The 26,574-nt window shown below is 66.3% G+C and carries 31 protein-coding genes; 13 read left to right on the forward strand and 18 right to left on the reverse strand.

Going from position 1 to position 26,574, the window contains the following annotated elements:
* The first annotated feature begins 43 nt into the window (after positions 1–43).
* Both AAC014_RS00755 and AAC014_RS00760 read left to right on the forward strand, forming a co-directional pair.
* Positions 44–1,660: a choline dehydrogenase gene (locus AAC014_RS00755; RefSeq protein WP_339702938.1), complete on the forward strand. Its 1,617-nt coding sequence runs from the start codon at positions 44–46 to the stop codon at positions 1,658–1,660.
* Positions 1,657–2,781: an epoxide hydrolase family protein gene (locus AAC014_RS00760; RefSeq protein ID WP_339702941.1), complete on the forward strand. Its 1,125-nt coding sequence runs from the start codon at positions 1,657–1,659 to the stop codon at positions 2,779–2,781. Before AAC014_RS00755 ends, AAC014_RS00760 begins: the two co-directional genes overlap by 4 nt.
* Before the next feature lie 49 nt (positions 2,782–2,830).
* On the opposite strand, the gene AAC014_RS00765 is transcribed toward AAC014_RS00760, so the two are convergent.
* A complete protein-coding gene (locus AAC014_RS00765; protein WP_339702944.1) occupies positions 2,831–3,079 on the reverse strand; it encodes a FliM/FliN family flagellar motor switch protein in 249 nt (82 codons plus the stop codon).
* A gap of 66 nt (positions 3,080–3,145) precedes the next feature.
* On the opposite strand from AAC014_RS00765, the gene lipB reads away from it, so the two are divergent.
* The gene (lipB, locus tag AAC014_RS00770) at positions 3,146–3,760 is read left to right on the forward strand and encodes a lipoyl(octanoyl) transferase LipB (RefSeq protein ID WP_339702947.1); all 615 of its coding nucleotides are present in this window, start codon (positions 3,146–3,148) and stop codon (positions 3,758–3,760) included.
* A 3-nt stretch (positions 3,761–3,763) separates the two neighbouring features.
* On the opposite strand, the gene AAC014_RS00775 is transcribed toward lipB, so the two are convergent.
* Positions 3,764–4,882: an EAL domain-containing protein gene (locus tag AAC014_RS00775; protein ID WP_339702949.1), complete on the reverse strand. Its 1,119-nt coding sequence runs from the start codon at positions 4,880–4,882 to the stop codon at positions 3,764–3,766.
* A gap of 195 nt (positions 4,883–5,077) precedes the next feature.
* Here AAC014_RS00775 and AAC014_RS00780 point away from each other — a divergent pair, with 195 nt between their 5' ends.
* From AAC014_RS00780 to AAC014_RS00790, 3 genes are all read left to right on the forward strand, one after another.
* Positions 5,078–5,356: a hypothetical protein gene (locus AAC014_RS00780; protein ID WP_339702952.1), complete on the forward strand. Its 279-nt coding sequence runs from the start codon at positions 5,078–5,080 to the stop codon at positions 5,354–5,356.
* A gap of 40 nt (positions 5,357–5,396) precedes the next feature.
* The gene (locus AAC014_RS00785; protein ID WP_339702955.1) at positions 5,397–5,696 is read left to right on the forward strand and encodes an SCP2 sterol-binding domain-containing protein; all 300 of its coding nucleotides are present in this window, start codon (positions 5,397–5,399) and stop codon (positions 5,694–5,696) included.
* A 118-nt stretch (positions 5,697–5,814) separates the two neighbouring features.
* Complete coding sequence (locus AAC014_RS00790; protein ID WP_339702957.1) at positions 5,815–6,303, forward strand: hypothetical protein; 489 nt, start codon at positions 5,815–5,817, stop codon at positions 6,301–6,303.
* A gap of 131 nt (positions 6,304–6,434) precedes the next feature.
* On the opposite strand, the gene AAC014_RS00795 is transcribed toward AAC014_RS00790, so the two are convergent.
* The 11 genes from AAC014_RS00795 to AAC014_RS00845 all read right to left on the reverse strand — a co-directional run bounded on the left by AAC014_RS00795 (position 6,435) and on the right by AAC014_RS00845 (position 15,815).
* Positions 6,435–7,559 carry an OmpA family protein gene (locus AAC014_RS00795; protein WP_339702959.1) on the reverse strand — a complete coding sequence of 375 codons (1,125 nt, stop codon included), beginning with the start codon at positions 7,557–7,559 and terminating at the stop codon, positions 6,435–6,437.
* Positions 7,560–7,706: 147 nt separating this feature from the next.
* On the reverse strand, positions 7,707–8,198 hold the full coding sequence (locus AAC014_RS00800) for a DUF2793 domain-containing protein (RefSeq protein ID WP_339702962.1): 492 nt from the start codon (positions 8,196–8,198) through the stop codon (positions 7,707–7,709).
* A 9-nt stretch (positions 8,199–8,207) separates the two neighbouring features.
* A complete protein-coding gene (locus AAC014_RS00805; RefSeq protein ID WP_339702965.1) occupies positions 8,208–10,406 on the reverse strand; it encodes a phage tail protein in 2,199 nt (732 codons plus the stop codon).
* A 4-nt stretch (positions 10,407–10,410) separates the two neighbouring features.
* Positions 10,411–10,815, reverse strand: a complete 405-nt coding sequence (locus tag AAC014_RS00810) for a peptidoglycan endopeptidase (RefSeq protein WP_339702968.1) — start codon at positions 10,813–10,815, stop codon at positions 10,411–10,413.
* A gap of 5 nt (positions 10,816–10,820) precedes the next feature.
* Positions 10,821–11,654 carry a DUF2163 domain-containing protein gene (locus tag AAC014_RS00815; protein WP_339702971.1) on the reverse strand — a complete coding sequence of 278 codons (834 nt, stop codon included), beginning with the start codon at positions 11,652–11,654 and terminating at the stop codon, positions 10,821–10,823.
* The gene (locus AAC014_RS00820) at positions 11,654–12,112 is read right to left on the reverse strand and encodes a phage portal protein (protein ID WP_339702973.1); all 459 of its coding nucleotides are present in this window, start codon (positions 12,110–12,112) and stop codon (positions 11,654–11,656) included. Before AAC014_RS00820 ends, AAC014_RS00815 begins: the two co-directional genes overlap by 1 nt.
* A 116-nt stretch (positions 12,113–12,228) precedes the next feature.
* A complete protein-coding gene (locus AAC014_RS00825; RefSeq protein WP_339702975.1) occupies positions 12,229–12,558 on the reverse strand; it encodes a DHCW motif cupin fold protein in 330 nt (109 codons plus the stop codon).
* A gap of 615 nt (positions 12,559–13,173) precedes the next feature.
* On the reverse strand, positions 13,174–13,362 hold the full coding sequence (locus AAC014_RS00830; RefSeq protein WP_126494487.1) for a hypothetical protein: 189 nt from the start codon (positions 13,360–13,362) through the stop codon (positions 13,174–13,176).
* A 208-nt stretch (positions 13,363–13,570) separates the two neighbouring features.
* Entirely contained in the window at positions 13,571–14,002 is a 432-nt protein-coding gene (locus AAC014_RS00835; protein WP_339702979.1) for a hypothetical protein, read from the reverse strand.
* Complete coding sequence (locus AAC014_RS00840; RefSeq protein WP_339703935.1) at positions 13,999–15,264, reverse strand: terminase family protein; 1,266 nt, start codon at positions 15,262–15,264, stop codon at positions 13,999–14,001. Before AAC014_RS00840 ends, AAC014_RS00835 begins: the two co-directional genes overlap by 4 nt.
* Positions 15,265–15,323: 59 nt before the next feature.
* Positions 15,324–15,815, reverse strand: coding sequence for a hypothetical protein (locus AAC014_RS00845; RefSeq protein WP_339702981.1), 492 nt, complete (start codon positions 15,813–15,815; stop codon positions 15,324–15,326).
* Positions 15,816–16,110: 295 nt separating this feature from the next.
* On the opposite strand from AAC014_RS00845, the gene AAC014_RS00850 reads away from it, so the two are divergent.
* Positions 16,111–16,242, forward strand: coding sequence for a hypothetical protein (locus tag AAC014_RS00850; RefSeq protein ID WP_339702983.1), 132 nt, complete (start codon positions 16,111–16,113; stop codon positions 16,240–16,242).
* On the opposite strand, the gene AAC014_RS00855 is transcribed toward AAC014_RS00850, so the two are convergent.
* Entirely contained in the window at positions 16,230–16,706 is a 477-nt protein-coding gene (locus AAC014_RS00855) for a DUF6456 domain-containing protein (RefSeq protein WP_339702985.1), read from the reverse strand. The genes AAC014_RS00850 and AAC014_RS00855 overlap by 13 nt on opposite strands.
* An 88-nt stretch (positions 16,707–16,794) precedes the next feature.
* Here AAC014_RS00855 and AAC014_RS00860 point away from each other — a divergent pair, with 88 nt between their 5' ends.
* Positions 16,795–17,358, forward strand: a complete 564-nt coding sequence (locus AAC014_RS00860) for a helix-turn-helix transcriptional regulator (protein WP_339702987.1) — start codon at positions 16,795–16,797, stop codon at positions 17,356–17,358.
* Positions 17,359–17,412: 54 nt separating this feature from the next.
* Entirely contained in the window at positions 17,413–18,555 is a 1,143-nt protein-coding gene (locus AAC014_RS00865; protein ID WP_339702989.1) for an acyl-CoA dehydrogenase family protein, read from the forward strand.
* Positions 18,556–18,564: 9 nt separating this feature from the next.
* Here the strand turns inward: AAC014_RS00865 and AAC014_RS00870 are convergent, their stop codons facing one another.
* Positions 18,565–19,938: a glutamate--cysteine ligase gene (locus AAC014_RS00870; RefSeq protein ID WP_339702991.1), complete on the reverse strand. Its 1,374-nt coding sequence runs from the start codon at positions 19,936–19,938 to the stop codon at positions 18,565–18,567.
* Between the two features lie 54 nt (positions 19,939–19,992).
* Positions 19,993–20,742 (reverse strand): 16S rRNA (uracil(1498)-N(3))-methyltransferase, encoded by a 750-nt coding sequence (locus tag AAC014_RS00875; RefSeq protein WP_339702994.1) that lies wholly within the window; start codon positions 20,740–20,742, stop codon positions 19,993–19,995.
* A gap of 14 nt (positions 20,743–20,756) precedes the next feature.
* On the opposite strand from AAC014_RS00875, the gene ubiA reads away from it, so the two are divergent.
* Positions 20,757–21,692 carry a 4-hydroxybenzoate octaprenyltransferase gene (gene ubiA, locus AAC014_RS00880; protein ID WP_339702997.1) on the forward strand — a complete coding sequence of 312 codons (936 nt, stop codon included), beginning with the start codon at positions 20,757–20,759 and terminating at the stop codon, positions 21,690–21,692.
* Between the two features lie 33 nt (positions 21,693–21,725).
* Positions 21,726–23,072, forward strand: a complete 1,347-nt coding sequence (locus AAC014_RS00885; RefSeq protein ID WP_339703000.1) for a metallopeptidase TldD-related protein — start codon at positions 21,726–21,728, stop codon at positions 23,070–23,072.
* Between the two features lie 55 nt (positions 23,073–23,127).
* Here the strand turns inward: AAC014_RS00885 and AAC014_RS00890 are convergent, their stop codons facing one another.
* Both AAC014_RS00890 and AAC014_RS00895 read right to left on the reverse strand, forming a co-directional pair.
* Positions 23,128–23,559, reverse strand: a complete 432-nt coding sequence (locus tag AAC014_RS00890) for a CoA-binding protein (RefSeq protein ID WP_339703003.1) — start codon at positions 23,557–23,559, stop codon at positions 23,128–23,130.
* Positions 23,540–24,598 (reverse strand): Mrp/NBP35 family ATP-binding protein, encoded by a 1,059-nt coding sequence (locus tag AAC014_RS00895; protein WP_339703006.1) that lies wholly within the window; start codon positions 24,596–24,598, stop codon positions 23,540–23,542. Before AAC014_RS00895 ends, AAC014_RS00890 begins: the two co-directional genes overlap by 20 nt.
* Before the next feature lie 88 nt (positions 24,599–24,686).
* Here AAC014_RS00895 and hflK point away from each other — a divergent pair, with 88 nt between their 5' ends.
* Positions 24,687–25,736 carry an FtsH protease activity modulator HflK gene (gene hflK, locus AAC014_RS00900; protein WP_339703008.1) on the forward strand — a complete coding sequence of 350 codons (1,050 nt, stop codon included), beginning with the start codon at positions 24,687–24,689 and terminating at the stop codon, positions 25,734–25,736.
* Positions 25,733–26,572, forward strand: coding sequence for a protease modulator HflC (locus AAC014_RS00905; protein ID WP_339703011.1), 840 nt, complete (start codon positions 25,733–25,735; stop codon positions 26,570–26,572). Before hflK ends, AAC014_RS00905 begins: the two co-directional genes overlap by 4 nt.
* The last annotated feature ends 2 nt before the right edge of the window (positions 26,573–26,574 follow it).

Below are 26,574 nucleotides of genomic sequence, written 5' to 3' on the forward strand. Positions count from 1 at the left end.
GCGCCACTCTTGCCGCTGTTTGCAGGACTCGGGGGAGATTGACATGTCGGGATACGACTACATCGTCGTCGGTGCAGGTTCGGCAGGCTGCGTGCTTGCCAATCGCCTGTCGGCGGACCCCAAGACGCGCGTGCTTCTTGTCGAGGCGGGCGGCAAGGACAGTTCCTTCCTGATCCACATGCCCGGCGGGCTTTCCAAGATCATTCCGCCCGAAAACGCGCACGCCACCAACTGGTGCTTCTGGACCGAACCACAGAAGCACCTGGATGGCCGTCGTCTCTATTGGCCGCGCGGGCGTGTGCTCGGCGGCTCCTCGTCGATCAACGGCATGGTCTATATTCGCGGCCACGCGAGCGACTACGACCGCTGGGCGCAGATGGGCTGCACCGGCTGGGGCTGGGACGACATTCTGCCGTATTTCCGCCGCTCCGAAACGAGCGAGCGCGGCGCCGACGATTATCACGGCGGCGATGGCCCGCTTCATACCGGTCGCCGCAGCCTGCCCACCCCGCTCATCGACGCCTTCATCAAAGCCGCGGCCGAAGCGGGGCATCCCGTAACGGACGATTTCAACGGGCCGCAGTTCGAAGGCGCGGGCCGCTATGATTCGACGATCAAGAACGGCGAGCGCTGGTCTGCCGCGAAGGGCTATCTGAAACCGATCCTCGATCGCCCCAATCTCGATGTCCTCACCGACGTGCTCGTCGAACGCGTCACGTTCAACGGGCGTCAGGCGACCGGCATCGCCTATCTGAAAAACGGCAAGGCCGAAATGGCTTCCGCGCGCGAGACGATCGTCTGCGGCGGCGCGGTGAACTCGCCGCAGCTTCTGATGCTCTCCGGCATCGGCCCCGCCGCGCATCTGGCGGAGCACGGCATCGCGGTCGTGCACGATGCGCCCGACGTCGGCGGCAATCTGCAGGATCATCTCGATATCCTGATGCAATGGACCTGCACGCAGCCGATCACGCTCAACAAGAACGCGGGCTTCCACAACAAACTGCTCGCGCTCGGCAATTGGGTGCTGCGCCGCGACGGTTCGGGCGCCTACATGCCGACCCCGGCGGGTGCGTTCCTCTCGACGCGGCCGGACCTCGCCGCGCCGGATATCCAGATCCACTTCATGCCCGTGCTTGGGGAGCCGCACGGGCGCGGAACGCTCGGGCATCAGCACGGCTATGCCATGCACATGTGCCAGCTTCGCCCTGAAAGCCGCGGCACGATCCGGCTCCAGTCCGCCGATCCCACTTCGCACCCGGCGATCGATCCCAATTATCTCTCCGCGCCCGGCGACCTCGAAACGCTGCTCGCGGGCATCGAAATCACGCGGAACATCGGGCGGATGCCTGCGCTTGCGCCCTTCCGCGGCAAGGAAGTCTGGCCGGGCGAAGGCGTCACGGCGCGCGAGGATGTCGTGACGGCGCTGAAGGCATGGGGCGAGACCATTTATCACCCGATCGGCACGTGCCGCATGGGCGCGGATGAACGCTCCGTCGTCGATATCCGCCTTGCCGTGCGCGGCGTCTCCGGCCTGCGCGTCGTGGATGCCTCGGTGATGCCGACCCTCATTTCCGGCAACACCAATGCGCCGACGATTGCGATCGCCGAAAAGGCGGCCGACATGATCATGGCAGACGCGAAGCAATCGCTGGCGGCATGATCACGCCGTTTGAAATCCCGGTCGAAGCCGAGGAGGCGGAATGGGTCCGCCGCCGTGTCGAGGCCTTCCGCTTCTTCGAGGAACCCGAGGACGCCGGCTGGCGCTACGGCGCGAACCGCGCCTATCTGGAGCGCCTGCGCGACTACTGGCTGACCGGGTTCGACTGGCCCAGCGCGGTCGCCCGTCTCAACCGCCATCCGCACGTCCGCGCCGAGGTGCTGCCGGATTTCCGCCTGCACTGCATCCACAAGCGCTCGACCCGCCCCGATGCGAAGCCGCTGCTCATCGCCCACGGCTGGCCGGGGTCGATCCTCGAATTCGATGCGATCATCGAACGGCTTGCGGAGCCTGAGGACGGCTCACCGGCCTTTCACGTGGTTGCCCCCTCGCTCCCCGGCTATGCGTGGTCGGACAAACCCAAATCGCCGATCGGCCCGCGTGCCGTCGCGAAGCTCTACGACAGCCTGATGGGCGTGCTCGGCTACGAGCGCTACATCTATCAGGGCGGCGACTGGGGCAGTGTCATCGGCGGCTGGATCGGGCTCGATTCGGCGCGCGTCACGGCGGTTCACCTGAACGGCTTCGGCCTCCGCCCGGCGAACATGCAGCCGACGACAGATGAAGAAACGCTCTGGCTGAAATGGGCCATGCAGATTCGCGCGACCGAAACCGCCTATCTGCAGCTTCAGGGCACCAAGCCGCAAAGCCTCGCCTATGCGATGATGGATTCGCCGATGGGCATCGCGGCGTGGCTCGCCGAAAAATTCTGCGGATGGAGCGATGTCGGCACGCACAACCCGGAGCCGCCGTTCAGCATGGATCAGATGCTCACCAACATCATGATCTATCTTTCGACGCGCAGCTTCCACACCGCGACCTGGATTTATCGTGGCCTCTTCGACGAAGGCGGCTTCACGATCCCGGACGGGCGGCGCATCGAGGTGCCGACCGGCGTCGCTGCCTTCCCACACGACCTGCTCGCCTTTCCCCCGCGCGCGATGGCGGAGCGCGGCTATAACATCGTGCACTGGACGAAAATGCCCCGCGGCGGCCACTTCGCCAGCCTCGAAGAACCCGAGTTATTCCTCGCCGACCTCAGAAAATTCGTCGCCGCCCTATAAATCCTCTCCCGCCCGCGGGAGAGGATACGAAGCCTTGCTGGCAAGCCGGCTAGGCAAAGTTGGTGAGGGCAGCCTTGCGCACGCGCTCGGAAATCGAAACCCCGATCCGGTCGCCGAGCAACACGATCTCCCCGCGCGCGATGAGTTCGTCGTTCGCATAGATCCACACGGGATCGTCGCGGCGCGCTTCGAGATCGATCACAGCGCCCCGCCCCATCTTCAGGAGCTGGCGGATCGGCATCTGTGTGCTGCCGATGACGACCGAAATCTCGACCTTGATCCTTTCGATAACGCTCATGACCGCCTATCTGCGTTTCGGGTTTCGGGCATGATGCGCCGGATAGGGTTAGAACGGGGTAAAGAGATGCCCGAGTGGCGGGTGGAAAGCGGCCTTGCCGATTATGCCGAAACGCTGGCGGCGATGGAGCAGCGCGCGGCCGATATCCGGGCGGGCGAAGCGGGTGAGCTGATCTGGCTCGTCGAGCATCCGCCGGTCTACACCGCCGGCACCAGCGCGGATGCGGCAGAGTTGCTCGCCCCCGCGCGCTTCCCGGTGTTCTCGACCGGCCGCGGTGGGCGCTACACCTATCATGGACCGGGTCAGCGCGTCGGCTACCTGATGCTCGATCTGGAGCAGCGCGGCCGCGATCTCAGGGGCTTCATTTGTTCGGTGGAGCGCTGGCTCATCGCAGCGCTTGCAGATTTCGGGGTCTCAGCGCGCGCGATACCCGGCCGTGTCGGCGTCTGGACGGATACGTCCGCGGGCGAGGCGAAGATCGGCGCGATCGGCGTGCGCGTGCGCCGCTGGGTCAGCTTTCACGGCTTTTCGCTGAACGTCGCGCCTGATCTCGAGCACTTTTCGGGCATCGTGCCCTGCGGGCTTGCCGAATATCCCGTCACAAGCCTCTCAGCCCTCGGCATCCAAGCGACGATGGCCGACGTCGACGCCGCGCTGCAGCGGCAGTGTCCGTTCTTGTAGGTTTCAGGCGGCGCGGCGGCGCGCGTTGTCGTCCATGCGTGCCGGGCGCGGTTTCCCGAACAGGAAGCCCTGCCCGAGTTCGACGCCTGCGCGGCGCACCGAAACGGCCTGCTCCTCAGTCTCGACATGCGTCGCGATCACCTGCGTGCCGCCGCGCGCGAGCGCCTTCAGCACATTCGGGTCGGCTTTCTCCAGAATCGTGGCGTCGAGCTTCAGGAAACCCCGACGGCGGAATATGCCTTGCAGGCGCGGCAGGTCGCCGAGAGACGCCTTGTCGACCGAGAAGGCAAAGCCCATCGCCTCGATACCGCGCAGGTCGGCAGCGACCTCAGTGTTGAGCGTAACGGCGGTGGCTGCGTCGATTTCGAACACGATACGATGCGACAGAGCCTTCTGCGCGCGCGCGAACGCGGTCAGCGTGGAGCGGAAGCCGTCGCTCTGCAGCGAATCGCCCGAAAGGTTGCAGAAAAGCCGCGTATCCATGTGCCGGTCACCGATGCGGTGGCAGAGGCCGACGATGCTGGAAAGCTGCCGCGTGTCGATATCCGCCGCGCGCCCGGTCGCGCGGGCGGCGGGCAGGAACTCGGCGGGCATCATCAGCGTGCCTGTGTGCGACCGCAGGCGCGAAAGCACCTCGTAGTGCTGCACGCGGCGATCCGGGATGCCGACGATCGGCTGCAGATGCAGCTCGATCTGTGCGTCGTCGATCGGGTCGCCGGCGCTGTGCGCCACGATGTCCGGTGTCATTTTCCGTCCACAGCGCGCGCTCACATGCGCCGCGAACTGCAGCAGGTTGTTTGCTGTCTCCAGCTTGGCGTCATGCGTTTCGGGCGCAGTCTTCGCCAGGGGCGCGGCCGGGCGCAGCATTTCAAGCGCGGCCACGCGGGCGCCGAGCGCCTCGACTTCGGCCTTGTAATACGCTGCCGTCACGAATGCACGCCGTGCGAGGCGATGCGTGGAGAAGAGAACGTCTGCGACGGCAAAGCACAGCGCCGTGGCTGCCGAGGCCGCCGCCGCGATGAAAGTCGGCACGTGCCAGAGCGCGGGACCGACGATCGAAAGCGCTGCAGCGCCCGCCGCGTAGCAAACGAGCCGCAACGGCAATCCGGCATACACAGACATTCTGGTCCCCCGTAGGAAGTTCGTGGGACGCAGACTGACGTTCAGCCGTATAAAAATGGTTAATGCGCCATCAACCACCAGGCGGTTCGAACCCAACCCGCCTTGAGCCGTTTACGGAATGCGGTTAGGTTGCGGGCGAAGCGGTGAAAAAATACCGCAGCAACAACAAAATGCCGGGGTAAAACGATGGGAAGCATGTCGAAACGCACGGTTTTTGGGTTTTCGGTGGCAATCGCCTTGGCGGTAACGGCCTGCGGAAAAAGCGATGATGCCGGGAAGGATGGCGAGAAGGCGGCTGTCGAAGGCGCGGCTGACGCATCGATGTCCGATCTCGGCGCGGACGCGTCGACGGCGGATGCCATGTCTGTCGATGTGGCGGCGGGCGGCGTCGAGCCGATGACCGATCCGGCACTGGTGGACATCGCGCCGGTCCCGGATGCCCCTGTGCCCGAACAGGCTCCCGCGCAACAGTGACCTGACGGCCCTTGCGGCCAATTCTTGTGGGAGGATTTGCATGAGCCTTGCCGAAATCACCGAAACGATGCGCAGCCGTGTCGGCGCGGATGCCGGTCTCGGGAAAAGCGTGAAGTTTGATTTTGGCGACGATGGCGTGGTGCGCATCGACGACAACGCCTCGCCCGCGGTGGTCGATAACGCGGACCTGCCGGTCGATTGCACGGTCAAGGTGTCGATGTCCGACTTTCTCGACATCGCAGAGGGCAAGACCAATCCGCAGATGGCGTTCATGATGGGCAAGCTCAAGGTGGAAGGCGACATGTCTGTCGCCCTGCAACTGGGCAAGGTGCTCGGCTGATCCTGTGCCTGTGACGGTGAAACGTATCCGGTCGGCAACTCTGGCACTCGGCATTTGTCTTGCCGCGGCGCCCGCGGCATATGCCGCGATCGATCTCGGCGGCCCGCCGGTCCGTGCCATGACGGCGGAGGAGAGCGCGGCTCATGCGATCTGGTTGCTGCGCGCCGGGCTCAACGTCTCGGCGTTGCAGTGTCAGTTCTCTCCCTATCTTGGAACCGTTCGAAACTACAATCAGATGCTGAAGCAGCATCAACCTGAATTCGCGCGCGCCTATCAGACGCTGGAGAAGCATTTCCGTCGTCTCGATGGCAAAGCCGGCCCGCGCAGCTTCGACAGTTTCACGACGCGCATCTACAACAGCTTCTCCGCGCTGGACGCGCAGCGCAGCTTCTGCGCTACCGCCGGCGAGGTGGGCCGGGAAGTCCTCTCCTGGGGGCCGGGCAGTTTGAGCGGTCGGGCGGTGTCCGCTGTCCAGCGTCTCCGCGCCGCGCTCATCGCGCAGCCAGATCCCTATCGGCAGTATCAGCTCGGATACGTCGTTCTGCCGCGGATTCCGGATCCGTGCATCGATAAGCGCGGCAAACTCATCAAACGCTGCAACGTCTGATCGCAGCAGCGGGGCCAGGCCCGCGACGCATCCCACGTTACGAGACCACCACATAGAAAAAGGGCCGCCTCTTAGAGGCGGCCCTTTCCGGTTGCGGGGCGCCGTTGAAGGCGCCCCGTGTTCCGTCGAGCTTACATCGAAGCTCCGCCGAAGTTGATTTCCACGCGGCGGTTCTGCGGTTCACGCACACCGTCGGCGGTTTCAACAAGCAGGCGGGTTTCGCCGAAGGCTTCGGACGCGACTGCCGTTTCCGGCACGCCCTGACCCACGAGGTACTGGCGAACGGCGTCAGCACGGCGCTGCGAGAGACCGACGTTGTAGTCGGCCGGCCCTGCGGCGTCGGCGTGACCGGCAAGCGTGACGCTGGCCTGGCCCGTTTCCTTGTACGCCTGCGCGGCGCGGTTGAGGATATCCGCTGCATCCGTCGTGATGTCCGACTTGTCGAAGTCGAAGAACACGATGAACGGACCCGGCGTCGGAGGCGGCGGGGGCGGCGGCGGGGGCGGCGGCGGAGGCGGCGGAGCCGGTTCCGCGACCGGAGGCGGCGGAGGCGGCGGCGCTTCCGCACCGAAGTTGAAGATCACGCTTGCAAGCAGCGAGTGGCTGCGGAAGCGGCCGTCGTATGCCGTTCCGTCCACACCGACGAGGTCAACCGAAGGCGCGTTGAAGAAACGGTACTTCAGACCCAGATCGACATTGTCGCTGATCGCCTTGCGGACGCCCGCGATGACCTGCCAAGCGAAGCCCGTATCGCTGTCGTCAGCGAAAGCAGCGCCCAGATCGGCCACCTGATAGATGTCGGCCTTGACGCGCGCGATACCGACGCCGCCACCGACGTAGCCGTTCCAGCCATCGTCGTCACCGAAATCAAGCAGACCGTTCAGCATGAAGCTGAGAGCACTCGTCGTGCCACCAGCGTCAGAGAACGTACCGGTCGCGACACCGCCGCTACCGGGAACCGCAACGCCGGCCAACGTCACCTTGTCGAGCGAGGCCTTCTTGTAGCCAAGTTCGAATTCGGTGCGGAAGCCGCCGAAGTCGTAACCAACGATGCCATCGACGTCATAGCCCATCTTGTGCTTGACGCTGACGCCGTTGCTCGTTTCGGCGCCCTGGACACCAGTCACGTCGAAATCGATATTCTCGATGAGCAGCGCACCGCCCTCGATACCTGCATACCAGGCCTTGTCGCGCGCGAGCGCCGGGCCCGCAAGAGCGGTGCCGGCCAGCGCCATGACTACGGCGAGTCTACGCATTGAAATCCCCTTTCTCAGTCTCCACGAACTTCCATGGAAGTCGTCTCAACGATCTATATCACGGAAGTATCCCGCGCAACTGAATATAACCCTGAAATGTTGCATAAATACCGCACATTACTGCAGATTTCAGAGCTTTGGACGGGGTCATGACGTCAGTAGACCCTGCGCGCGAAAGTAGCTGAGCAGGCCCGCGAGCACGCTGCGCGCCTCGATATCGATCACGCTTCCTCCCTCCGGTGCATCGATGGCAACCGGTGGTTCCGTCAACATCATGGCCCCGCCTATGTTGAGGCCCGCAACTGGAAGAGCGGTGTTCCAGACGCCGCCGCCGAACACCGCGACGATGGCTTCCTCCGCGATCCAGCACAGCATCCCTTCCGCCGGTGCCGCGATCACCCATGCGCCGTCCCAGTGCGCGAGGGCGCCGGCGTGCCCCGCCCACGCACCCGTCGCGCCCTCGCCGACGATCCAGGTCGTACCGGGCGCAGGCAGCGGGGGCGGCGCCGAAAGCGCACGGCTTGCCACGCATAGATGAACAAGGCGATCGAGCCCGTGAATCGCGGTGTTGTGCGTAAGTTCCTTCTGGCTCTGGCCGGTGGCGATCAGCGGCAGACCCAGACGCGTGGTGACAGTCATCGGCTGTTCCTATCGGTTCAAAATGAAATCGGCGGCAAACGGCGCGCCCGCCCCAACGGCGGCGCTCAGTTGACGAACCTCGAAATGAACGGCCTCGGGAAGCATCCCGAACGCCGCTGTCTGCGCGCTCGCGGAGAGCGCCCATGCGGCTTGGTCGACCTCGCCGGATACGGCAGCACTGCCGACGCTGCAGCGCACGGCATAGCGTTCGCGCTCCTCGCCGAGCGGCGCATCGACCCCGTCGATCCACCCGAAGCCCGTCCGGCTGCGCCGGATCCACGAAAACGCGATCGCGCCGTCGGCAAGCACGCGCGCCGCGCCGTGCACGGGCGGCAGCGGCTGCAGCGCGCGTCCTGTCACCCGGTGATCCGCTTGCGGGCTGTCCATCGTGCCCGTGTTGGGCGGCACGACGCGCACGGCGACATCCGTGCCGATCGCATCGGCGGAAAGGTCGATCGGAAACAGCGCCGGCGTTTCCAGAAGAACGAAGCGCTCGCCTGCCACATGCGCCGCCATCGCCGCCTCGCTCGCCTTCCGCCCGCGCAGCAGCCCAGAAAGCCGGAACCGCCTCGGCGCGATGGATACCGCGCCGCGAAACTGGATCAGTTCATCCCCGACAAGCGCCAGGTTCGCACCCGCCAGCACGGAAAGTGCCGGGCGGCTTTCAAGCCACATCGCATCAGACAGCAATTCCACGTCGAGCGCCGACGTTTCGTCCCAACGCGTCGGGCCCGCGGCCGGAAGTGCCGACAGCGTCGTACCCATCGGCACGCCGCCGCTCGCCATGCCGATGCTCGACCAGCTCGCCCCGGCGTCCCCGCTCAGCCAGATCTCGGCGCGGCGCCAGCCGCTGCCCGTGCCCGCCGCGGCAATCCAAAGGCGCGGCGCGGTCGGCGTATCACCGGCGATCGGCGGCAATTCGAACGCATGGAAGCGCGTTTCGCCTTGCGGAGCGTCGACGTTTGTTTCCGCGCGGCCGCCATCGGCCGCCGCATCGACACCGCCGTCGGCGTTCACCGGTTCCGCCTCGATGGCGACGGTCATCGTTTCCAGCGCCGTCCGGCGAATTTCCCAGCGCCGTCCGTCGCGGCCGCTGAGCCGGTCTCCCGGCTGCAACGCAAGCGCGCGGTAACCGAGCCGGAACGCTGCGGTTTCGCGCCGTGTCCACACCCGCTGCAGCACGTTCTGCGCGGCGCGTTTCGCCGCCCCGGCCGAAAGCGCAACCGGCAGCGCGCTATGGTCTTCGCGCCCGCGCGCGCCCGGCCGGAACGCCCGCTGCGCCCCCGCCTGATAATCGCGCGCGATATCCAGATAGCCAAAGGTCACCGATGCCGGCGCGTCCCCGCTGCGGCGTGCGATCGCGTGGCGGCTCTCCCCCTCCACCAACCCGTCGTCATCAAGAACAATGCCGGTTTCGGTGCTGTCGTCATGAAGCCGCACCTGCCTGCCGCCGAGCGCCCGCACGTCGCCGAGTTCGCCGAGCGATGCGACCCACGTCGAAAGCGGCGCATTCGTCGCGGCCGCGAAACCCGGCAAGGATGCCGAAAGGCCGCCCGTGGAGATGCGAACCCCGGCGGCTTCGGCAAGATCGCCGAGGATCGCGGCGATCGTGGGCGGCGCGGCATCGGACGTGACCTCGAACGACAAGTTCGGAATGCGGTTCGCAAAATCGGCGAGCTGCAGGTCCTCAAACACCGCGTAGGCAAGCCCGCGATAGGCGGGCGCGTTCGCAGGACCTTCGGCGGCGGCGATCAGCGGATCGGGCGCCTGCGTCTCGCTGCCGGTGTAGATGCGCACGGCCCCTTCCGCCGTCATCTCTCCGGCCGCGCCGCGCAGCAGCTTGCCGTCCGCCCAGATCCGGCCGATCCCCACGATCGGCCGCGCCGATATCGCCACCGCGAAGGATGCCGAATAGCTGTAGGTCGTCGTGCGTCCGCCCGAACGCTTGCCGCCGCCCGAACGGTGCGCCGTCTCGTTGAGGCCCTGGCTCCAGATCACGTTCCCCGCCGCGCGGGTCGTGCCGTAGAGCCGCGGATGCGGCACCCCGTAGGCCGAGCTTTGTACGGTGAGGTCGTCGAGGCGCGGCCCCGTGCGCCCTTTTGGCGAGAAAAGCAGCTGATCGATGGCGTTCCCCGCGACCGCGCCGATGGCAGCGCCGATGGGTCCGCCGACGATCGCGCCCACGGTCGTCAGAACAAGCGTCGCCATGGTCTCAAATCTCCGGAAAGCGCCAGCCGGTGCACGCCCATTCGGGCGGCAGCGGGGCTTCGACGACACGCCCGAGGCCGAAATGGGCATGAACGAACGTGTCCCCGCAACACACGGCGAGATGACGCTGCGCAGGCGTCACGGCGATCAGCGCCAGGTCACCCGCGCGCGGTTTGCCCGCCAGCAGCGCGCATCCGGCCGCGGCGAGTCCGGCCCCCAGGCGATCGCGATTGTCGGCAGCAAGGCAATAGTCGTGCGGCGCGGCGAACGAGAGCCCCGCGCCCTTCGCCGCCGCAATGGCGACGCCGACACAGTCGAGCGCAAGGCCGGGCACGCGCCCCTGCACGCGGCAGCGCGTGCCCACACAGGCCCGCGCCGCGTGCACGATATCTGCGTGCCGGGAATGCATGGCCGTCACAGGCTCGGGTAGCGGATCACGGAATCGGTGCCGGGGACGTGCGGCTCGCCGCGGAAATTATCCTTGTTCTGGAAGCGGTCCCGGCATGTCGAAAAGCGCCGGTCGCAACCCTCGCGCAGCTCCACGAGATCGCCCGGCGCCAGCCGCGCCGCGACCGCTTCGCGCAGGTCGACAGAGATGCCCTCCGAAGCGACGATTTCGAAATCCAGCCCCGCGAGCGCACCGGCAAGCGGCCGCAGCCGTCCGTAGGCAAGCACGCCATCCGACAAGGCACGATCGGTCTCGATGCGGGCAGCGCCCGTCACCGCCGTTACCCGCGCGATATGCGTCAGCGGCGCCAGTGCCACGCGGCAGCGCGCATCGCCCAGCCGCGCGCAGCACTCCGGCGTGCAGAGCGTGATCGGCGTGCGATCGAGGGCCGCGTGCGCGCTTTTCAGTTCCGCCTCGAAGCGGTCGTCCTGGCGCACGATGTCCCCGATCTCACCGCTAGCGAGCAGCACCGACGCGCCCGGCGCGCTCCAGTCGACGAGCGACAGCGTGGCATAGGCGCGGTCGTAGCGGCCAACGGCGATATCGTCGGCGCGGATGCGCCCGCTGCCGAGCGCGCCCGACACCTCCATGCCGCCGCCCTCGACGGAATCGGCATGGGCAAGCGCCGATGGCACCATGCCGGGCACCGGCGAACAGGTCATGCCGTCCACGACGAGCGGGCGGTCGTGCGACGTGAAACCAAGCGCCGCGCCGTCCGCGCGCTCGATCCGCCAGCAGAAGGCGAGGCTGGTCGTTTCCTCATCGAGCGCGGCGGCGAGCGCTTCCGGGATAGCGCGCATCAGGCCTCGCGCACTTCGATGATGGGGGCAGAGGGCATCTCGCCCGCGCGCCAGCCCTGCAGAGAGGCCTCGATACTGTCCTCGGCGACCCGGTCCGGCCGCAGCGCGTGCAGTTCCGCAGGCCGCCCGCCCGCGCCGATCGCCGCGTCCACATAGGCATTGCCGTGCAGCAGCAGATGCGCCGCAAGCCCCTCCAGAAACCCCGCCCGCGTCTCGCGCGGATTGGGCTGCGCGATCAGCGCCGCGAGTGCCCCGCCCGAAACTTTGAGCGGCGCCGATCCCGCGCTCTCCGCCACCAGCCGGATCGCCCGGCTCGCCACAGGATTGCGCGTCAAAGCCTCGCGCACCCGCGCCGCATAAGACGCAGGCACATCGCCCGCGTCCCAGCCCCCGCCATAGCCCAGCACATGACGCGGCAAGGCCGGACGCCCGCTCTTGCGGCCGAACCAATTGAACATCAGCGATCTCCAAAAAAGAAGAAAATCCCCCTCGCCCCTTTGGGGAGAGGGATGGGGAGAGGGGACAATCAAAAACCCCGTTCAGGCACGCCCCCTTCAGGAGCGGCGCAGAACCCTCAATCCACCACAAACAGCCGCGCGCCCGACGCGCTCACCGACCGATGCGCCATCGCGCCGTCGCCCACATGATACGACATTCCCGGCGTCAGCGTGACCCGCCGCCCGTCCGCAAGCTCGGTCACCAGCTCGCCCTCAAGGCAGAGCAATATATGCCCTTTCTCGCACCAGTGATCGGCGAGATAATCCGCCGAATAGTCCACCATTCGCACCCGGATCGCCCCGAACTGCCGCGTCCGCCAGACCGCGTGCCCGGTCTCGCCGGGATACACGGTCTCGGGGGCAGAGGCCCAGTCCATCGTTTCGAAGGCGAGTGGTTCGATGTGCATGGTAACGACTTCTCCGGAATCGTGATGCCGCCGACCATAACGCCCCCGTTCGCCAAGGCGATACCCGCGCCCGAAGCATTTCTGCCGAACACCCCGCCTCCACCACCACCTCGGTGGACCCAAATTCGGCACCATTTGAAGACGCTGAGTTAAGTGCAGCGAGAGCGGCCGCCTGAACAGCAAGATCGTTCGCTGCCGCATTCCCGGCACAGCTTTGATCGACGTTTACCTTTTGCGGCAAAGGTTCGGTCAGAGCGTCATTACTCCGCCTCACCAAGGGTGACCCCGATCTCCTCGACCGCACCCTCCGGACTCAGTTTAACGTAAAGGATGGCATCGGTGCCATCCTGAAGTTTAACGGGCCCGTCGTAGACACGTGGTGCAGACCGCGTGAGCGTAACGCCAGCCCGAACGCTCACAATGCTTAACGATTTGTCCTTGTCCGCAACGCCGGCAAGCCCAAATGGCAGGCGTTTACCCGCCTCCGATCTGAGGTACCGTTGCCTTGTCACTGTGTTCCCAAAGATCGTCCACCGCGAGTTATTACGCGTTAGAATTTCGCAGTCATCTGGCGTGCAAGGCCCGCGTCGTAGCCCCGAAACGCCGTCAGCGTTCTCAACGTGAGTTCCGACGGCTGAGAAAGCCTTCAAGGTCGGCGAACCCGCAAAAGCCATCGTTGGAAACAGCAATGCCGCGATAACAGTCTTTTTCATCCCCCATCTCCTCATGGGCGGTACAAGCACCTCCATCATGGATATGCGAGTCCGGCGGATAGCAGCCAATTTTGCGCAGAAGGATGGTCATAGCTGGCAAAACCCTCCAATCGTCCGCCTCCGCTGCTCGACGATCACTGAGCACTCTGCCGTCCAAACACAGGTCGAGAGTCGGCCAGAACACACCCTCGACCGTCACCCCGGCGAAGGCCGGGGCCCATAACCACGGTCGCATGGATACCGGCCTTCGCCGGTATGACGAGTGATCAGGCGATACCTCATTCACGAATAATAGCTCGTTAGAAGGCAGTCGCTGCAACCATGAGCAGGATGCCCACAAAGGCAACAATCCAAACCATCGCCGACACATCGGCCAGACGTGCCCAAAATCTTGACTCCGAGAGCAGCAGACTGTCCGGGCCTATATCATCGGGATTTACGCCTGTTTGTTCACATAGTACAAAAGCGAAGCGATTCCAGAGGTCTGGCCTACTCAACTCCTCGGGCGGAAGCACCTTTTGAAGAGACGTGAATACATCGCCGGCTGTGAGCCAGTCTTGAGCATCCGTATAATCTAGCTTTACGCCGAAGGTACGCTCAATGTCAGCAATCGCCTCAATCTCGTCCCCATCGCCGCCGAGCCCGACGCTTCTGGAATGGTGCTCCGTCACTATGAGAGTGATAGCCGAAATGGTGTTCCTCGCAATATGGTTCCCGCGCCAGATTATCAAACCACCCTCACCCCCGGCCGCGCACTCTTCCCCATAAGCGCCCATACCGCCCAGACCAGCGCGTCCGCCCGGTCCGGCGAACGTCCCGGCCCTTCGTAGCCGCCCCCGGCGATCAGCCCGCACAGCTCGTCCTCCAGCGCCGGAAAGGCGCCCGCGTGGTGCACGCGCCCGGCTTCGTACTGCGCCGCGACCGGCTCGGCGCGGATCGCCTTGCCGCGTGTCGCGCGCACCGATTTCACCGGCAGCGCATCGTCCACGGCGGCGAGCACGCGCGCGACCATGTCGCCGCCGTTGTTCACCTCCGCGATCACGCGGTCCGCGCCGTGCCGCGCGGCGGCATCCGAAACCGCGCGCGCCCAGCCTTCGGGCGACAGGCCCTCCACGCTCGCGTCCTCGATCACCACGATCGTGCCATCGCCAAGCAGTCCCGCCGCCACGATCCCGCACACCGATCCTGCGCCGTGCCCGGCGGGCGGATCGACGCCGATCACCACGCGCGCGAAGCCCTCATCTAGCGTCCCGTTCACCGCTCGCACCCGGCACCGCTCGATGAGCGCGCGCGACCAGAGCGCGCCTTCCACCTCCTCGATCAGTTCGCCGTCCAGTTCCTGCCGCCCCAGCCGCGTGCCGCCGTAAGCATCCGTCACCGCCGCCAGAAACGCAGCCGGCAGGTTCGCGGCGTTCTCCGCCGTGCGCCCGCGCGTCACCACGATAGCCTGCCCCGCCGTCGCCTCCTCCAGCAGGCGCCGCACCAGCGGCACGGGGCGCGGCGTCGTCGTCAGCACCGCGCGCGGCGCGCTTCCCAGCCGCAGCCCCATGCGCAGGTTCATCCACACGTCGAGGCCGCGTGGCCATTTCGCAATCTCGTCGCCCCAGGCATGGCTATGCTGCGCACCGCGCAGCGCATCCGGGTCGTCCGCCGAATAGAGGAAACCCTTCGCGCCCGTCGGCCACGAAAGCCGCCGCAGCGACGGCTCAAATTCAGGGCGCCGATCGGCGCGCACGCGGAGCAGGCCGGATTCGCCTTCCACCATTACGGCACGCGCCTCGTGCAGCGTCGTCCCGACAATGGCAATGCGCGCGGTGCCGTTTCGCGCCGCACGCTGCACCCATTCGGCGCCCGTGCGCGTCTTGCCGAAGCCGCGGCCCGCCATCACCAGCCACGTGTGCCAGTCCCCCGGCGGCACGACCTGCGCAGCCCGTGCGCGCCAATACCAGCTTCCGACCAGCACGTTCCGATCTTCAAGGTGGATCCCTCCCATCGCTTCGGCGAACTCGGCGGGAGACATCGCCTCCAGCCGCGCTTTCAGGTTCGGTGGGGTCATGCGTCGGCGTCTCCGCGCCGCGCCTCGATCGCGGCGGCGCGCGCTTCGACGGTGCGATACAGCGCCAGCGCGTCGTCCTCCGCCTCCCCGTCCCCCTCTTCGCCCACGATCATCGCATAGGCTTGCGGCCTGCGGCGGCTCAGCATGAACATCAGCAGCCGGTCCGAATATTCGCGGATTGTCACCGGCGTGCCGCTGCCACGCACCACGGTTTTTTCCACGCCGTTGCGGATGCGGTCGAAGGCTATCGCCTCCAGTTCGTCCATCGCGAGCGAAAGCGCGTCGTCCCAGGCCCGCGCGAAGGCGGCATCGCGGCGGCGCAGCGCATAGACGCCGCATGTCGCCTTGCCCGTCGCCGCCACGGCGCGGCGCACGTTCGCCGTTTCCGCCAGCGTTTCAAGGAAGATGCTGCGCCGCTTCGCCGTCCATCCGTCATGCCGCTGGGATGCGCGGCGCGCCGGTTTTTTCGCCGGTGTCGTTTTCGTCATCGGGGGTCTTTCACACGAGAAGAAGCCGCGCCGAGCCCCGACATGAAAACGGCTCCGAAGGGCCTGAACCCCCGGAGCCGCAATTCCTCAGCGTGTCTGATCTCTAGCGAAGAGCGGTTCGCTCGTCAAGCATTATTTTCCCTATTTGGTTATTTTTGGTCCTTATGGTCGCACCCGGGTTGTAACATCTCGGCGGCTGGGCCACCTCCCGCGTCGATCCTGATATGTTGTTCATCGGATCGTAATTTTATGCGCTGTAAGAAGCGCTTACCGGGGCCGGGCAAAAGAGGTTGAAATGAAAACGATCATCGTCTGCGCCTGCCTTCTGTTCATCGCCGCTGTCGGCGCCATTGCGATTCCGCCGCACGCGGGCGCGATCGCCTCGACGCCGTCTGCCGCCGCAGACGCTGCCCCTCACACCCGGTAATAGTCCGCCACGCGGTCCAGCCCCAGGCACAGCACCACCTTTCCGGCGCGCGCCGGCCAGCCCATCGCCCGTTCCGCCGTTTCGAGTCCCTCACCCAGGCACACCGTGCGCGTCAGCACGTCGGCAAGGCCTTGCCCCGCGTGCGCCAGCGCCGCATCCACGCGCGTTTTCGCGCCGATCTGCGCCGTCGTCGGGTCGGGCGCGTCGGGCGCGCTGCGGGCACCTTTCGCCACCGGCCCGGCGTCCCACGCCATCGTCACGCGCGGGCCGCGCGCGGCGATCATGAAGTCGCGGCGCAGGCGCACGCCCGCCTCGAACTGGCGGTCGCTGATCTTGCCGCGTGCGTGCAGCCACGCGATCGGCTCCTCCGCGCGGTTCGCGTGCCGCGCGCCTTCGGTGGCCGCGCGGCGGTGCGGCGGGCTGTCGATGCTGTTCACGATCAGGCGGTTACGGGTTTCGGGCATGGGCTCTCCCTCGTGTTCAGTTGCGAATCGCCCTTGCCATCGCGTGTCCGCTGTAGGACAGTGAAAAATAACCCAATAGGATAATTCGATGCTCACACGCATCCGCGAGGTCCGCAAGGGCAAGGGTCTCACGCTGGCGGACGTCGCCGAGCGCTGCCGGCCGGCCACGACGCCGCAAACCATCGGCCGCCTCGAAACCGGCACCCGCACCGTCTCGGTCGGCTGGCTCAACCGCATCGCCGCCGCGCTCGGCGTGGAAGCCGCCGAGCTCGTCACCCATCCCGAACGCCCGGACGTCCCCGTCGCCGCCCTCCTCGCCGCGGACGGCGCGCGCGCGCCGACGATGCCGCAGACGCTGCTGCCGCCCCGCCCGTCCGGCGCGATGATCGCGGTGCAGGTCGTCTCGGGCATCGGCGACTATCGCACCGGCGATTCGATCTGGTGCGATCGGCTCTCCCCCGCCGAGTTCGAACGCGCGCGCAACCGCGACGTGCTCGTCCCCCGCCCCGCCGGGCGCTTCGTGTTCGGCCGTCTTGTGGATCTCGACGGCCAGCGCCTCGCCATCCTGCCGCTGGTCCCCGGCGCGCGGCAGCTCGTCGTTTCGGAAACCCCCTGGCTCGCGGTCGCGGCAACATTGGTACGCCCACTTTAGGGAGTATGCGCCCAAAGGCGCCGCCGCTAACCGCAGCGCCGAAAGGAGCCCTTCATGCTCGATACCACCCGCCGCACCGCGTTCGACGAGGACCACGCCCTCTTCCGCGACAGCGTCCGCAAGTTCTTCGACCGCGAACTCCATCCCAACCTTGATCGGTGGGAGCACGAAGGCATCGTCGACCGCAACTTCTGGCGCGCCTGCGGCGAAGCGGGTCTACTTTGCCCGCAAGTCCCTGAAGAATACGGCGGTCTCGGCCTCGACTACCGCTACAACGCCGTCATAGGGGAGGAACTTTGCTACGCCGGCTCCTCGGCAGGCATCACCCTCCACTCCGACATCGTCGTCGACTACATCATCAACTACGGCTCCGAAGAACAAAAGCGCCGCTGGCTCCCCGGAATGGTCTCGGGCGAAGTCATCACCGCGATCGCGATGACGGAGCCGGGCGCCGGCTCCGACCTCCAGGGCGTGAAGACAACCGCGAAGCGCGACGGCAACCACTATGTCGTCAACGGCTCCAAGACCTACATCACCAACGGCCAGAACGCCGACCTCATCATAGTCGTCGCCAAGACCGATCCGACGCAGGGCGCGAAGGGCACCTCGCTCATCCTCGTCGAAGCCGATCGCGATGGCTTCGCGCGCGGCCGCAACCTCGACAAGATCGGGCAACATTCCGCCGACACCTCCGAACTGTTCTTCAACGACGTCCGCGTCCCCATCACCAACTGCATCGGCGAGGAGAACATGGGCTTCATCTACCTGATGAAGCAGCTCCCGCAGGAACGCCTCCAGATCGCGCTCTCCGCACAGGCGGTCGCGCAGCGCGCGTTCGACGAGGCGGTCAAGTTCACCAAGGAGCGCAAGGCCTTCGGCAAGACCGTGTTCGATTTCCAGAACACAAAGTTCACGCTCGCCAACCTCGCGACGCAACTACAGGTCGGCTGGGCGCATCTCGACTGGGCGCTGAAGCGCCACGTCGAAGGCAAGCTCACCGCCGCCGAAGCCTCCGCCGCCAAGCTCTGGCACACCGAGTTGCAATGGGATGCCTGCGACCTCTCGCTCCAGCTGCACGGCGGCGCGGGCTATATGAACGAATACCCGATCGCTCGCCTGTGGCGCGACGCGCGCGTACAACGCATTTACGGCGGTACGTCGGAGATCATGAAGGAAGTCGTCAGCCGCGCCATCTAGGCAGCGCGGCTAGAAACTCTCTTCGGCGTAAATCCGCGAAAGATCGCCCGCCCAGCGACCATGGTAAGCTTCGAGCAAGCGCTCGGCGGGAGTCTTGCCGCTTTCGACAATCTCGAACAGCGGCGCGAGGAAGATCGCCTCACTGTCGCCCGAGCTGTTGAGCCGTGCGCGCCGCGTCAGCCCCGCTTCGGCGATGGCGAGGATTTCCTTGCCGAGCTGCTGGAACGTGCGTCCGCGCGGCCCCGTCGCCTGCAAACCCAGTCTCGGCACCTCCTCGCGGATGCGGTTATGGTCAGCGATCGTCCAGTGCTTGACCGCATCCCACGCCGCATCGAGCGCGATGTCGTCGTAGAGCAGCCCCACCCAGAAGGCAGGCAGCGCGCAGATACGGTTCCACGGGCCGCCGTCCGCGCCGCGCATCTCGAGATAGGACTTGAGGCGCACTTCCGGGAAAGCGGTCGAGATATGATCGTTCCAGTCGCCGAGCGTCGCGCGCTCGCCGGGCAGCGCCGTGAGCTTGCCGTCCATGAAGGCGCGGAAATCCTGTCCGGCGAGATCGACGTACTTGCCGTCGCGCACGGCGAAATACATCGGCACGTCGAGAATATAGTCGGCCCAGCGTTCGAAGCCGAAACCGTCCTCGAACACGAACGGTAGCATCCCCGTGCGCGCCGCATCGGTATCGGTCCAGATGTGGCTGCGGTAGCTGAGGAAGCCGTTGGGCCTCCCTTCGGTGAACGGCGAGTTCGCGAACAGCGCCGTTGCGAGCGGCTGCAGCGCGAGGCTGACGCGGAACTTCTTCACCATGTCCGCCTCGCTCGCATAGTCGAGGTTGGTCTGGATGGTGCAGGTCCGCAGCATCATGTCGAGGCCAAGCGATCCCACGCGCGGCATGTGGCGCAGCATGATCGCGTAGCGCCCCTTGGGCATGATCGGCAGTTCGTCGCGACGCTTGTCGGGCCACATACCGAGGCCGAGAAAACCGAGGCCGAGCTCCTTGCCGACCTCCTGCACTTGCTTCAGATGCCGACCTGTCTCAGCGCAGGTCTGGTGCAGGTTTTCAAGCGGTGCGCCCGAAAGCTCGAATTGCCCGGCGGGTTCGAGACTTACGTTCCCGTCGTCGCCAGCAAGCGCGATGACATATCCGTTCTCCTCCACCGGCTCCCAGCCGAAGCGTGTCATCGCCATCAGCAGATCGCGGATGCCGCCTTGCTCGTCATAGGACGGTGCGCGGTGATCGGTGGTGCGATACACGAACTTCTCGTGCTCAGTACCGATTCGCCAACGCTCCGCGGGCTTGCTGCCGCGTTCGAAAACGCTCAGCAAATCATCTTTTGACTCGATAGGAAGGGCATCCCCTTCACCGGCCTTGCGCGTGCTCATGGCGAGCGCTTAGCCGTCCTCGCGGCCGCGCGCCAGAGAGGAAATGAGCGAGGCTCAATCTCCCCGCCAATCCCCCGCAAGCGCCTGCCAGATCGCAACCGCCGCTGCCGCTGCCGTGTCGGCGCGCAGGATGCGGGGGCCGAGTGAAACACGCACGCACTGTGGCAGTGTCCGGATGGCCGCACGCTCGGTATCATCGAACCCACCCTCGGGGCCGATAAGGATCGCTGCGGGCACAGCAACGCCGGGCAGCACCTTCGCGACTGGTTCGCCGCCTTCCTCGTCGCAGAAGATCAGCGCGCGCTCCACTGGCCAGTCCGCAAGCAGCGCTGCGAGCGGGACGGGATCGCCGAGCTCCGGCAACGCCGTACGTTCGCACTGTTCGGCTGCCTCGATCATGTGCGCGCGCAAGCGGTCGCGCTTCAGATTGCCCACAACCGTGCGCCGCGTCACGGTAGGCACCAACCGCGCCACGCCGAGCTCGCACGCCTTCTCCGCAAGCCAGTCGATGCGGCCCGCCTTCAGCGGCGCGGCGCAGAGCCAGAGGTCGGGCACCACCTCGCGTGACTTCAGCAGAGCCTCCGCCCGCACCACCACTTCGCGCTTGCCGATGGCGGCGATCACCGCCTGCCATTCGCCCGTGCGGTCGTCGAACAGCCGGACACCGTCGCCCTCGCGCAAACGCATCACGCGCGTCAGGTAGTGCCCAGCCGCCGCGGCGAGAGGCAACGTTGTCCCGGCACCCAGCTGTGTGTCCACGAACAGACGGGGGCCTGCCTTGCTTGACAATGATCGATCACCCATGCTGACCCGCTAGCATGGAGACCCCGCCCCTGACCACGCCGGAACCTGCCGACCGCGCGACGCCCGATGCTGTTGCCGGGAGCTGGGTCGAAATGTTGCCCCAGTCATGGAAGCCTTACGCCCGGCTGGCGCGTGCAGACCGGCCGATCGGCGCATGGCTGCTGTTCTGGCCCTGCGCGTGGGGCACGGCGCTGGCCGGCGGCCTTCCGCAGGAATCGTATCTGGTGCTGCTGTTCCTGATCGGCTCGTTCGCGATGCGCTCGGCAGGGTGCGTCTACAACGACATCGTGGATCGCGATCTCGATGCCAGTGTCGAGCGCACGCGCGATCGCCCGCTCGCCAGCGGCACGGTATCGCTCAAGGCCGCTTGGGCACTGCTCAGCAGCCTGTCGCTGCTTGGCCTCGTCGTGCTGCTCCAGCTCGGCGGGTTCGCACAGGTTGTCGCGCTCTGCTCTTTGCTGCTGGTCGCGGGCTACCCGTTCATGAAGCGCATAACCTGGTGGCCGCAAGCGTGGCTCGGCCTCACCTTCAACTGGGGGGCGCTCGTCGGCTTCGCGGCAATCGCCGGCAGCCTGCCGCCCGCAGCGCTCGCGCTCTATGCGGCAGGCCTGTTCTGGACGCTCGGCTACGATACGATCTACGCGCTTCAGGACATCGAGGACGATGCGCTTGCGGGCATCAAGTCGTCGGCACGGCGGCTGGGCGGGAACGTACGCGTGGGTGTGGCGAGCTTCTATGCCATCACGGTCCTCCTCCTTGCCGCCGCGCTCCTGCTTGCCGCGCCAGAGCAGCCGCTCGTCGTTGCGGCATTGCTTCCCGCCGCGCTCCACCTGCTATGGCAGGTTCGCGCGCTGCATAGCACCGACACGGTGGGCACGCTCCGCCTGTTCCGCGCGAACACGGTAACGGGCGCGCTGGTCTTCGCGGCCTGCCTCGTGGCCGGACTTTGACGCGCGGCCTGCAAGCGCTTATGCGCGGCGGCCATGCTTGACCCGAACGCCGCGCTCGACCGCCTCGACCACGCCATCGCCCGCGCCAAGGCGCTGGGCGCCGATGCCGCAGACGGAGTTTACTTCGGCGACATGTCGTCGAGCGTGCATGTCCGGCTCGGCGAACTCGAGGACATTGGCCGCTCGGAGGCCGAGGAGATCGGCATTCGTGTTTTCATCGGCCAGCGCAGCGCCAATGTCTCCTCTTCCGACCTCTCCGCTGCCGCGCTCGCCGCTGCTGCCGAGCGTGCGGTCGCGATGGCGCGCGAGGCGCCCGAGGATCGCTACGCGGGCCTCGCCCCCGCCGAGCGGCTGACGAAAGGGCCTTGGCCCACACTGGACATCGACGACGGCACGGACATCCCAGTCGAGGCATTGCGCGCCCGCGCGCTTGCCGCCGAAGATGCGGCGCGCGCCGTTGAGGGTGTCAGCAATTCGCAGGGCGCCTCCGCCAGTACCGGCCGCGCAGTCTATGCGCTCGCCACCTCGCACGGCTTCGCGGGTGCTTATTCAGGCAGCTCCTACGGCGTCTCCGCCTCGATCATCGCCGGTTCGGGTGACGCGATGCAGCGCGACTACGCCTATCACAGCGCGCGACATGACGCCGATCTGGAGACACCCGAAACCGTTGGCCGGCTTGCGGGCGAGCGCGCCGTTTCGCGCCTATCGCCCGCCAAGCTCGCGACCGGTGCGATGCCGGTGGTGTTTGATCCGCGCGTCGCGGGATCGCTGCTGGGCCATTTCGCGGGCGCGATCAGCGGATCGGCGATCACGCGCGGTACCAGCTTCCTCAAGGATTCGCTGGGGCAGGAGATCTTCCCGCGTGGTCTTTCCATCGTCGACGATCCGCTGCGCGTGCGCGGGCTCCGCTCCCGACCGTTCGACGGCGAGGGGTTGCCGACCTCGCGCACGCGGCTCGTCGACAGCGGACGCCTCACCGGCTGGCTGCTCGATAGCGCCTCTGCGCGGCAGCTTGGCAGCAGCCCATCCGGCCATGCCTCGCGCGGCGTTTCGGGTCCACCGGGCGTTTCCACGTCCAACCTCTCCATGGAGGCCGGGACGCTGAGCCGGAGCGCGCTCATCGCGGACATCCGACGGGGCGTGCTTGTCACCGAACTGATCGGCCAGGGCGTCAACGTCGTCACCGGCGACTACAGCCGGGGCGCGGCGGGCTTTTTGATCGAGGACGGCGAGATCACGGGCGCGGTCGCCGAGATTACCGTTGCCGGAAATCTGAAGTCCATGTTCCTGAACCTGACGCCGGCCGACGATCTGGTGTTCCGCTATGCCGTGAATGCGCCCACGTTGCGCATCGAGGGCATGACGGTGGCGGGCGCCTGAAACTTCACAAGTAGAAGAAGTAGTCGGACGGCGGTCGAGTCTGCGGCCGGCTTTCCTATTCCAACACCTTCGGGACGCCGAGGCGGGGAATCGCGCGGGCGGGGCAATCGTCCATCACCACCTTCAGTCCGGCGGCCTCCGCCTTCGCGGCGGCATCTTCGTTGATGACGCCGAGTTGCATCCATACCGCCTTCGCACCGATGGCGATGGCCTCGTCGACGACCGGTCCGACCGCGTCGGAGCGGCGGAAGATATCGACCATGTCGACAGGCTGGGGGATTTCGGCAAGCGAAGCGTAGACGGTTTCGCCATGAAGCGTGGCGCCCGCGAGCGTCGGGTTCACCGGGATGACGCGGTAGCCCCGCCCCTGCAGATAGGCCATCACGCCGTGGCTCGGGCGGTCCGGGCGATCGGATGCGCCGACCATCGCGACGGTTCGGACGTTTGTGAGCAGGTCGCGGATGTCTTCAGCGGCGGTCAGTGGCACGTTCGGTCTCCTTCAATGCATCCAGCACCTGAACGGCGATGCGGCGGAAGGCGTTCCCCGCCGGATCATCACGAAGGGCAACTGGGGTGCCAGCGTCGCTCGCCTCGCGGATGCCGATTTCGAGCGGGATGCCACCGAGGAAGGCGATGCCCATCGTCCTTGCGGCATCCTCCGCGCCGCCGTGCCCAAAGATATGGCTTTCATGGCCGCAGGCCGGGCAATGGAACGTCGACATGTTTTCGATCATGCCGAGGATCGGCACGCCGACCTTGCCGAACATCGCGACCGCCTTCTTCGCGTCGATGAGCGCGAGATCCTGCGGCGTCGAGACGATCACCGCGCCCGCGAGCGGCACCTTCTGCGCCATCGTGAGCTGGATATCGCCCGTACCCGGCGGCAGATCGACGACGAGCACATCGATCGGACCCCACTCGGTCTGCGTCAGCATCTGCATCAGCGCGCTCGACGCCATCGGTCCGCGCCAGACGACGGCGCGATCGGGATCGGTCATCGCGCCGATCGAAACAGCCTTCAAACCATGCACCTCGGCGGGCTGGATCAGCTTCTCGCGCAGCGTCAGCCGCTCCTGCCGCCCCATCAGCATCGGCACGGACGGGCCATAGATGTCGGCGTCGAGCAGCCCGACCCTCAGCCCCTGCGACGCCAGCGCAACGGCGAGGTTCGCGGCGACGGTGGACTTGCCGACGCCGCCCTTGCCCGAGCCGACGGCGATGATGTGGCGGATTTCGGGAAGCGGTGCCGGCGCGGTCGGGTGCGGCCCCTGCGGCGCATCGCCGCGTTCGGAGGTGGTGATGATGCGCGCACCCTCGACGCCCGGCACAGCGCGCAGCGCGGCATCGACACGCGCCTCCAGCGTCTTCGCATCGTGCGGCGAAAGCCCGTCCACGGCGAGCACCAGCCCGGCTTGAGCGCTTCGCAGCACGATGCCCGAAACACGCCCGGCGCTTACGATATCCTTGCCCGATACCGGGTCCGCAAGCCGCTCAAGCGCTGCGCGCAACAGGTCTTCGCCCGCCATTTTCACTCCTTGCCGGTCAGCATGTCTCGCAAATGCGCGGAGGCGTCCGTATATAGGCTGTTCATTGGAAGCAATCGACGGGTAGCGAATGCCTTGGGAGAATAACAGTAACAACTCCGGCCCCTGGGGCAGCGGCAACGGCAACGGACCGCGCAACCCCTGGGGTGGCGGCTCGGGCGGCGGCTCCGGCGGCGGTGGTGGCAATCGCGGCGGCGGCGGACCCGATTTCGACGAGTTCATCCGCCGCAGCCAGGAACGGCTGCGTTCCGGCCTGCCCGGCGGCTCCAAGGGCGGTTCGATGCCATGGGGCTACGTGATCCTCGGCATCGCGCTCGTCTGGATCGCATTCACATCGTTCTACCGCGTGGTGCCCGAGGAACGCGGCGTCGTGCAGCGCTTCGGCGCCTATTCGCGCACGACGGGGCCGGGTATGCACTTCAAGCTGCCCGCACCGTTCGAAACCGTGAGCAAACCCGCTGTGGAGACCGTCGCCACGATCGACATCGGATCAACGGATGCATCGACCGAGAACCTGATGCTGACGGGCGATCAGAACATCATCGACATCGCCTACGCGGTGCGCTGGAAGATCAAGGATCCCGTGCAGTTCCTGTTCCAGCTCGCCGAGCCCGAAACCACGATCCGCGAAGTCGCCGAATCGGCGATGCGCGCGGAAGTGGCGCGCGTTCCGCTCGACGCAGCGATCGGCCCGCAGCGCGCGCAGATCGCCGAGCAGGTGCGGGTGCGCACGCAGGAAATGCTCGACAGCTACAAGGCCGGCGTCGACATCGTCGGCGTCGACATCAAGCAGGCCGACCCGCCCGCCGCCGTCGATTCTGCGTTCAAGGACGTGTCCGCCGCGCAGCAGAACGCCGAACAGTATCTGAACGAGGCGCGCCGTTATTCACAATCGCTGCTTTCGCTGGCGCAAGGGCAAGCCGCCGCCTTCGACGCGGTGTACGAACAATATCGGCTGGCGCCGGAAGTGACGCGCAAGCGCATGTATCTGGAGACGATGGAAGAGGTGCTGGGCAAGGTGGACAAGACGATCATCGAGGCTGACGGCGTCGTCCCCTATCTGCCGCTGCCGGAAGTGCGAAAACGCGCTGTTGCAAACGCGGCGGGAGACGCACAATGACCCTGCGCAACCCGATCGCGCTCGTCGGCCTCGCCTTCCTTGCGCTGATTCTGATCACGACGTCGCTGTTCACCGTTTCGGAATCGCAACAGGCGATCATCGTGCGGCTCGGCAAGCCCGACAGGATCGTCAACCGCTACAACGCTAACGATCCCTTCGGCGCCACGGGCGCCGGGCTGACGCTGAAGGCGCCGTTCATCGAAAACGTCGTGTGGGTCGACAAGCGCATCCGCGATCTCGACATGCCGCAGCAGGTGGTGCTTTCCACCGATCAGCTTCGCCTTGTCGTGGATGCCTTCGCACGTTTCCGCATCGTCGATCCGCTGCGCATGTATCAGACCGTGCGATCGGAGGATCGCGTTGCCGACGAACTTTCGCGCATTCTCGGCTCGCGCCTGCGCAACGAGCTTGGCCGGCAGACCTTTGCAACGCTGCTCAGCCCCGAGCGCGGCCAGCTGATGGATACGATCCAGGAAGCCGTGAACCGTGAAGCCAGCCGCTACGGCGCCGAGATCGTCGATGTACGCATCAAGCGTGCCGATCTTCCGCCGGGCGACCCCTTGCAGTCCGCATTCCTGCGGATGCAGACCGCGCGCCAGCAGGAAGCCGAATCGATCCGCGCGCAGGGCCGCAAACAGGCGCAGATCATCCGCGCCGAAGCCGACGCCGAGGCATCGCGCGTGTATGCGCAGTCCTTCGGCAAGGATAAGGAATTCTACGCCTTTTACCGCGCGATGCAGGCGTATCGGACCACGTTCAACGACGGCAATGCCAGCGTGATTCTTTCGCCCGACAATGAATTCCTGCGTGAGTTCCAAGGGGTCCGCGGCCGCTGATC

The organism is uncultured Sphingosinicella sp. (genome assembly GCF_963974575.1).
Classification (GTDB): domain Bacteria; phylum Pseudomonadota; class Alphaproteobacteria; order Sphingomonadales; family Sphingomonadaceae; genus Sphingosinicella.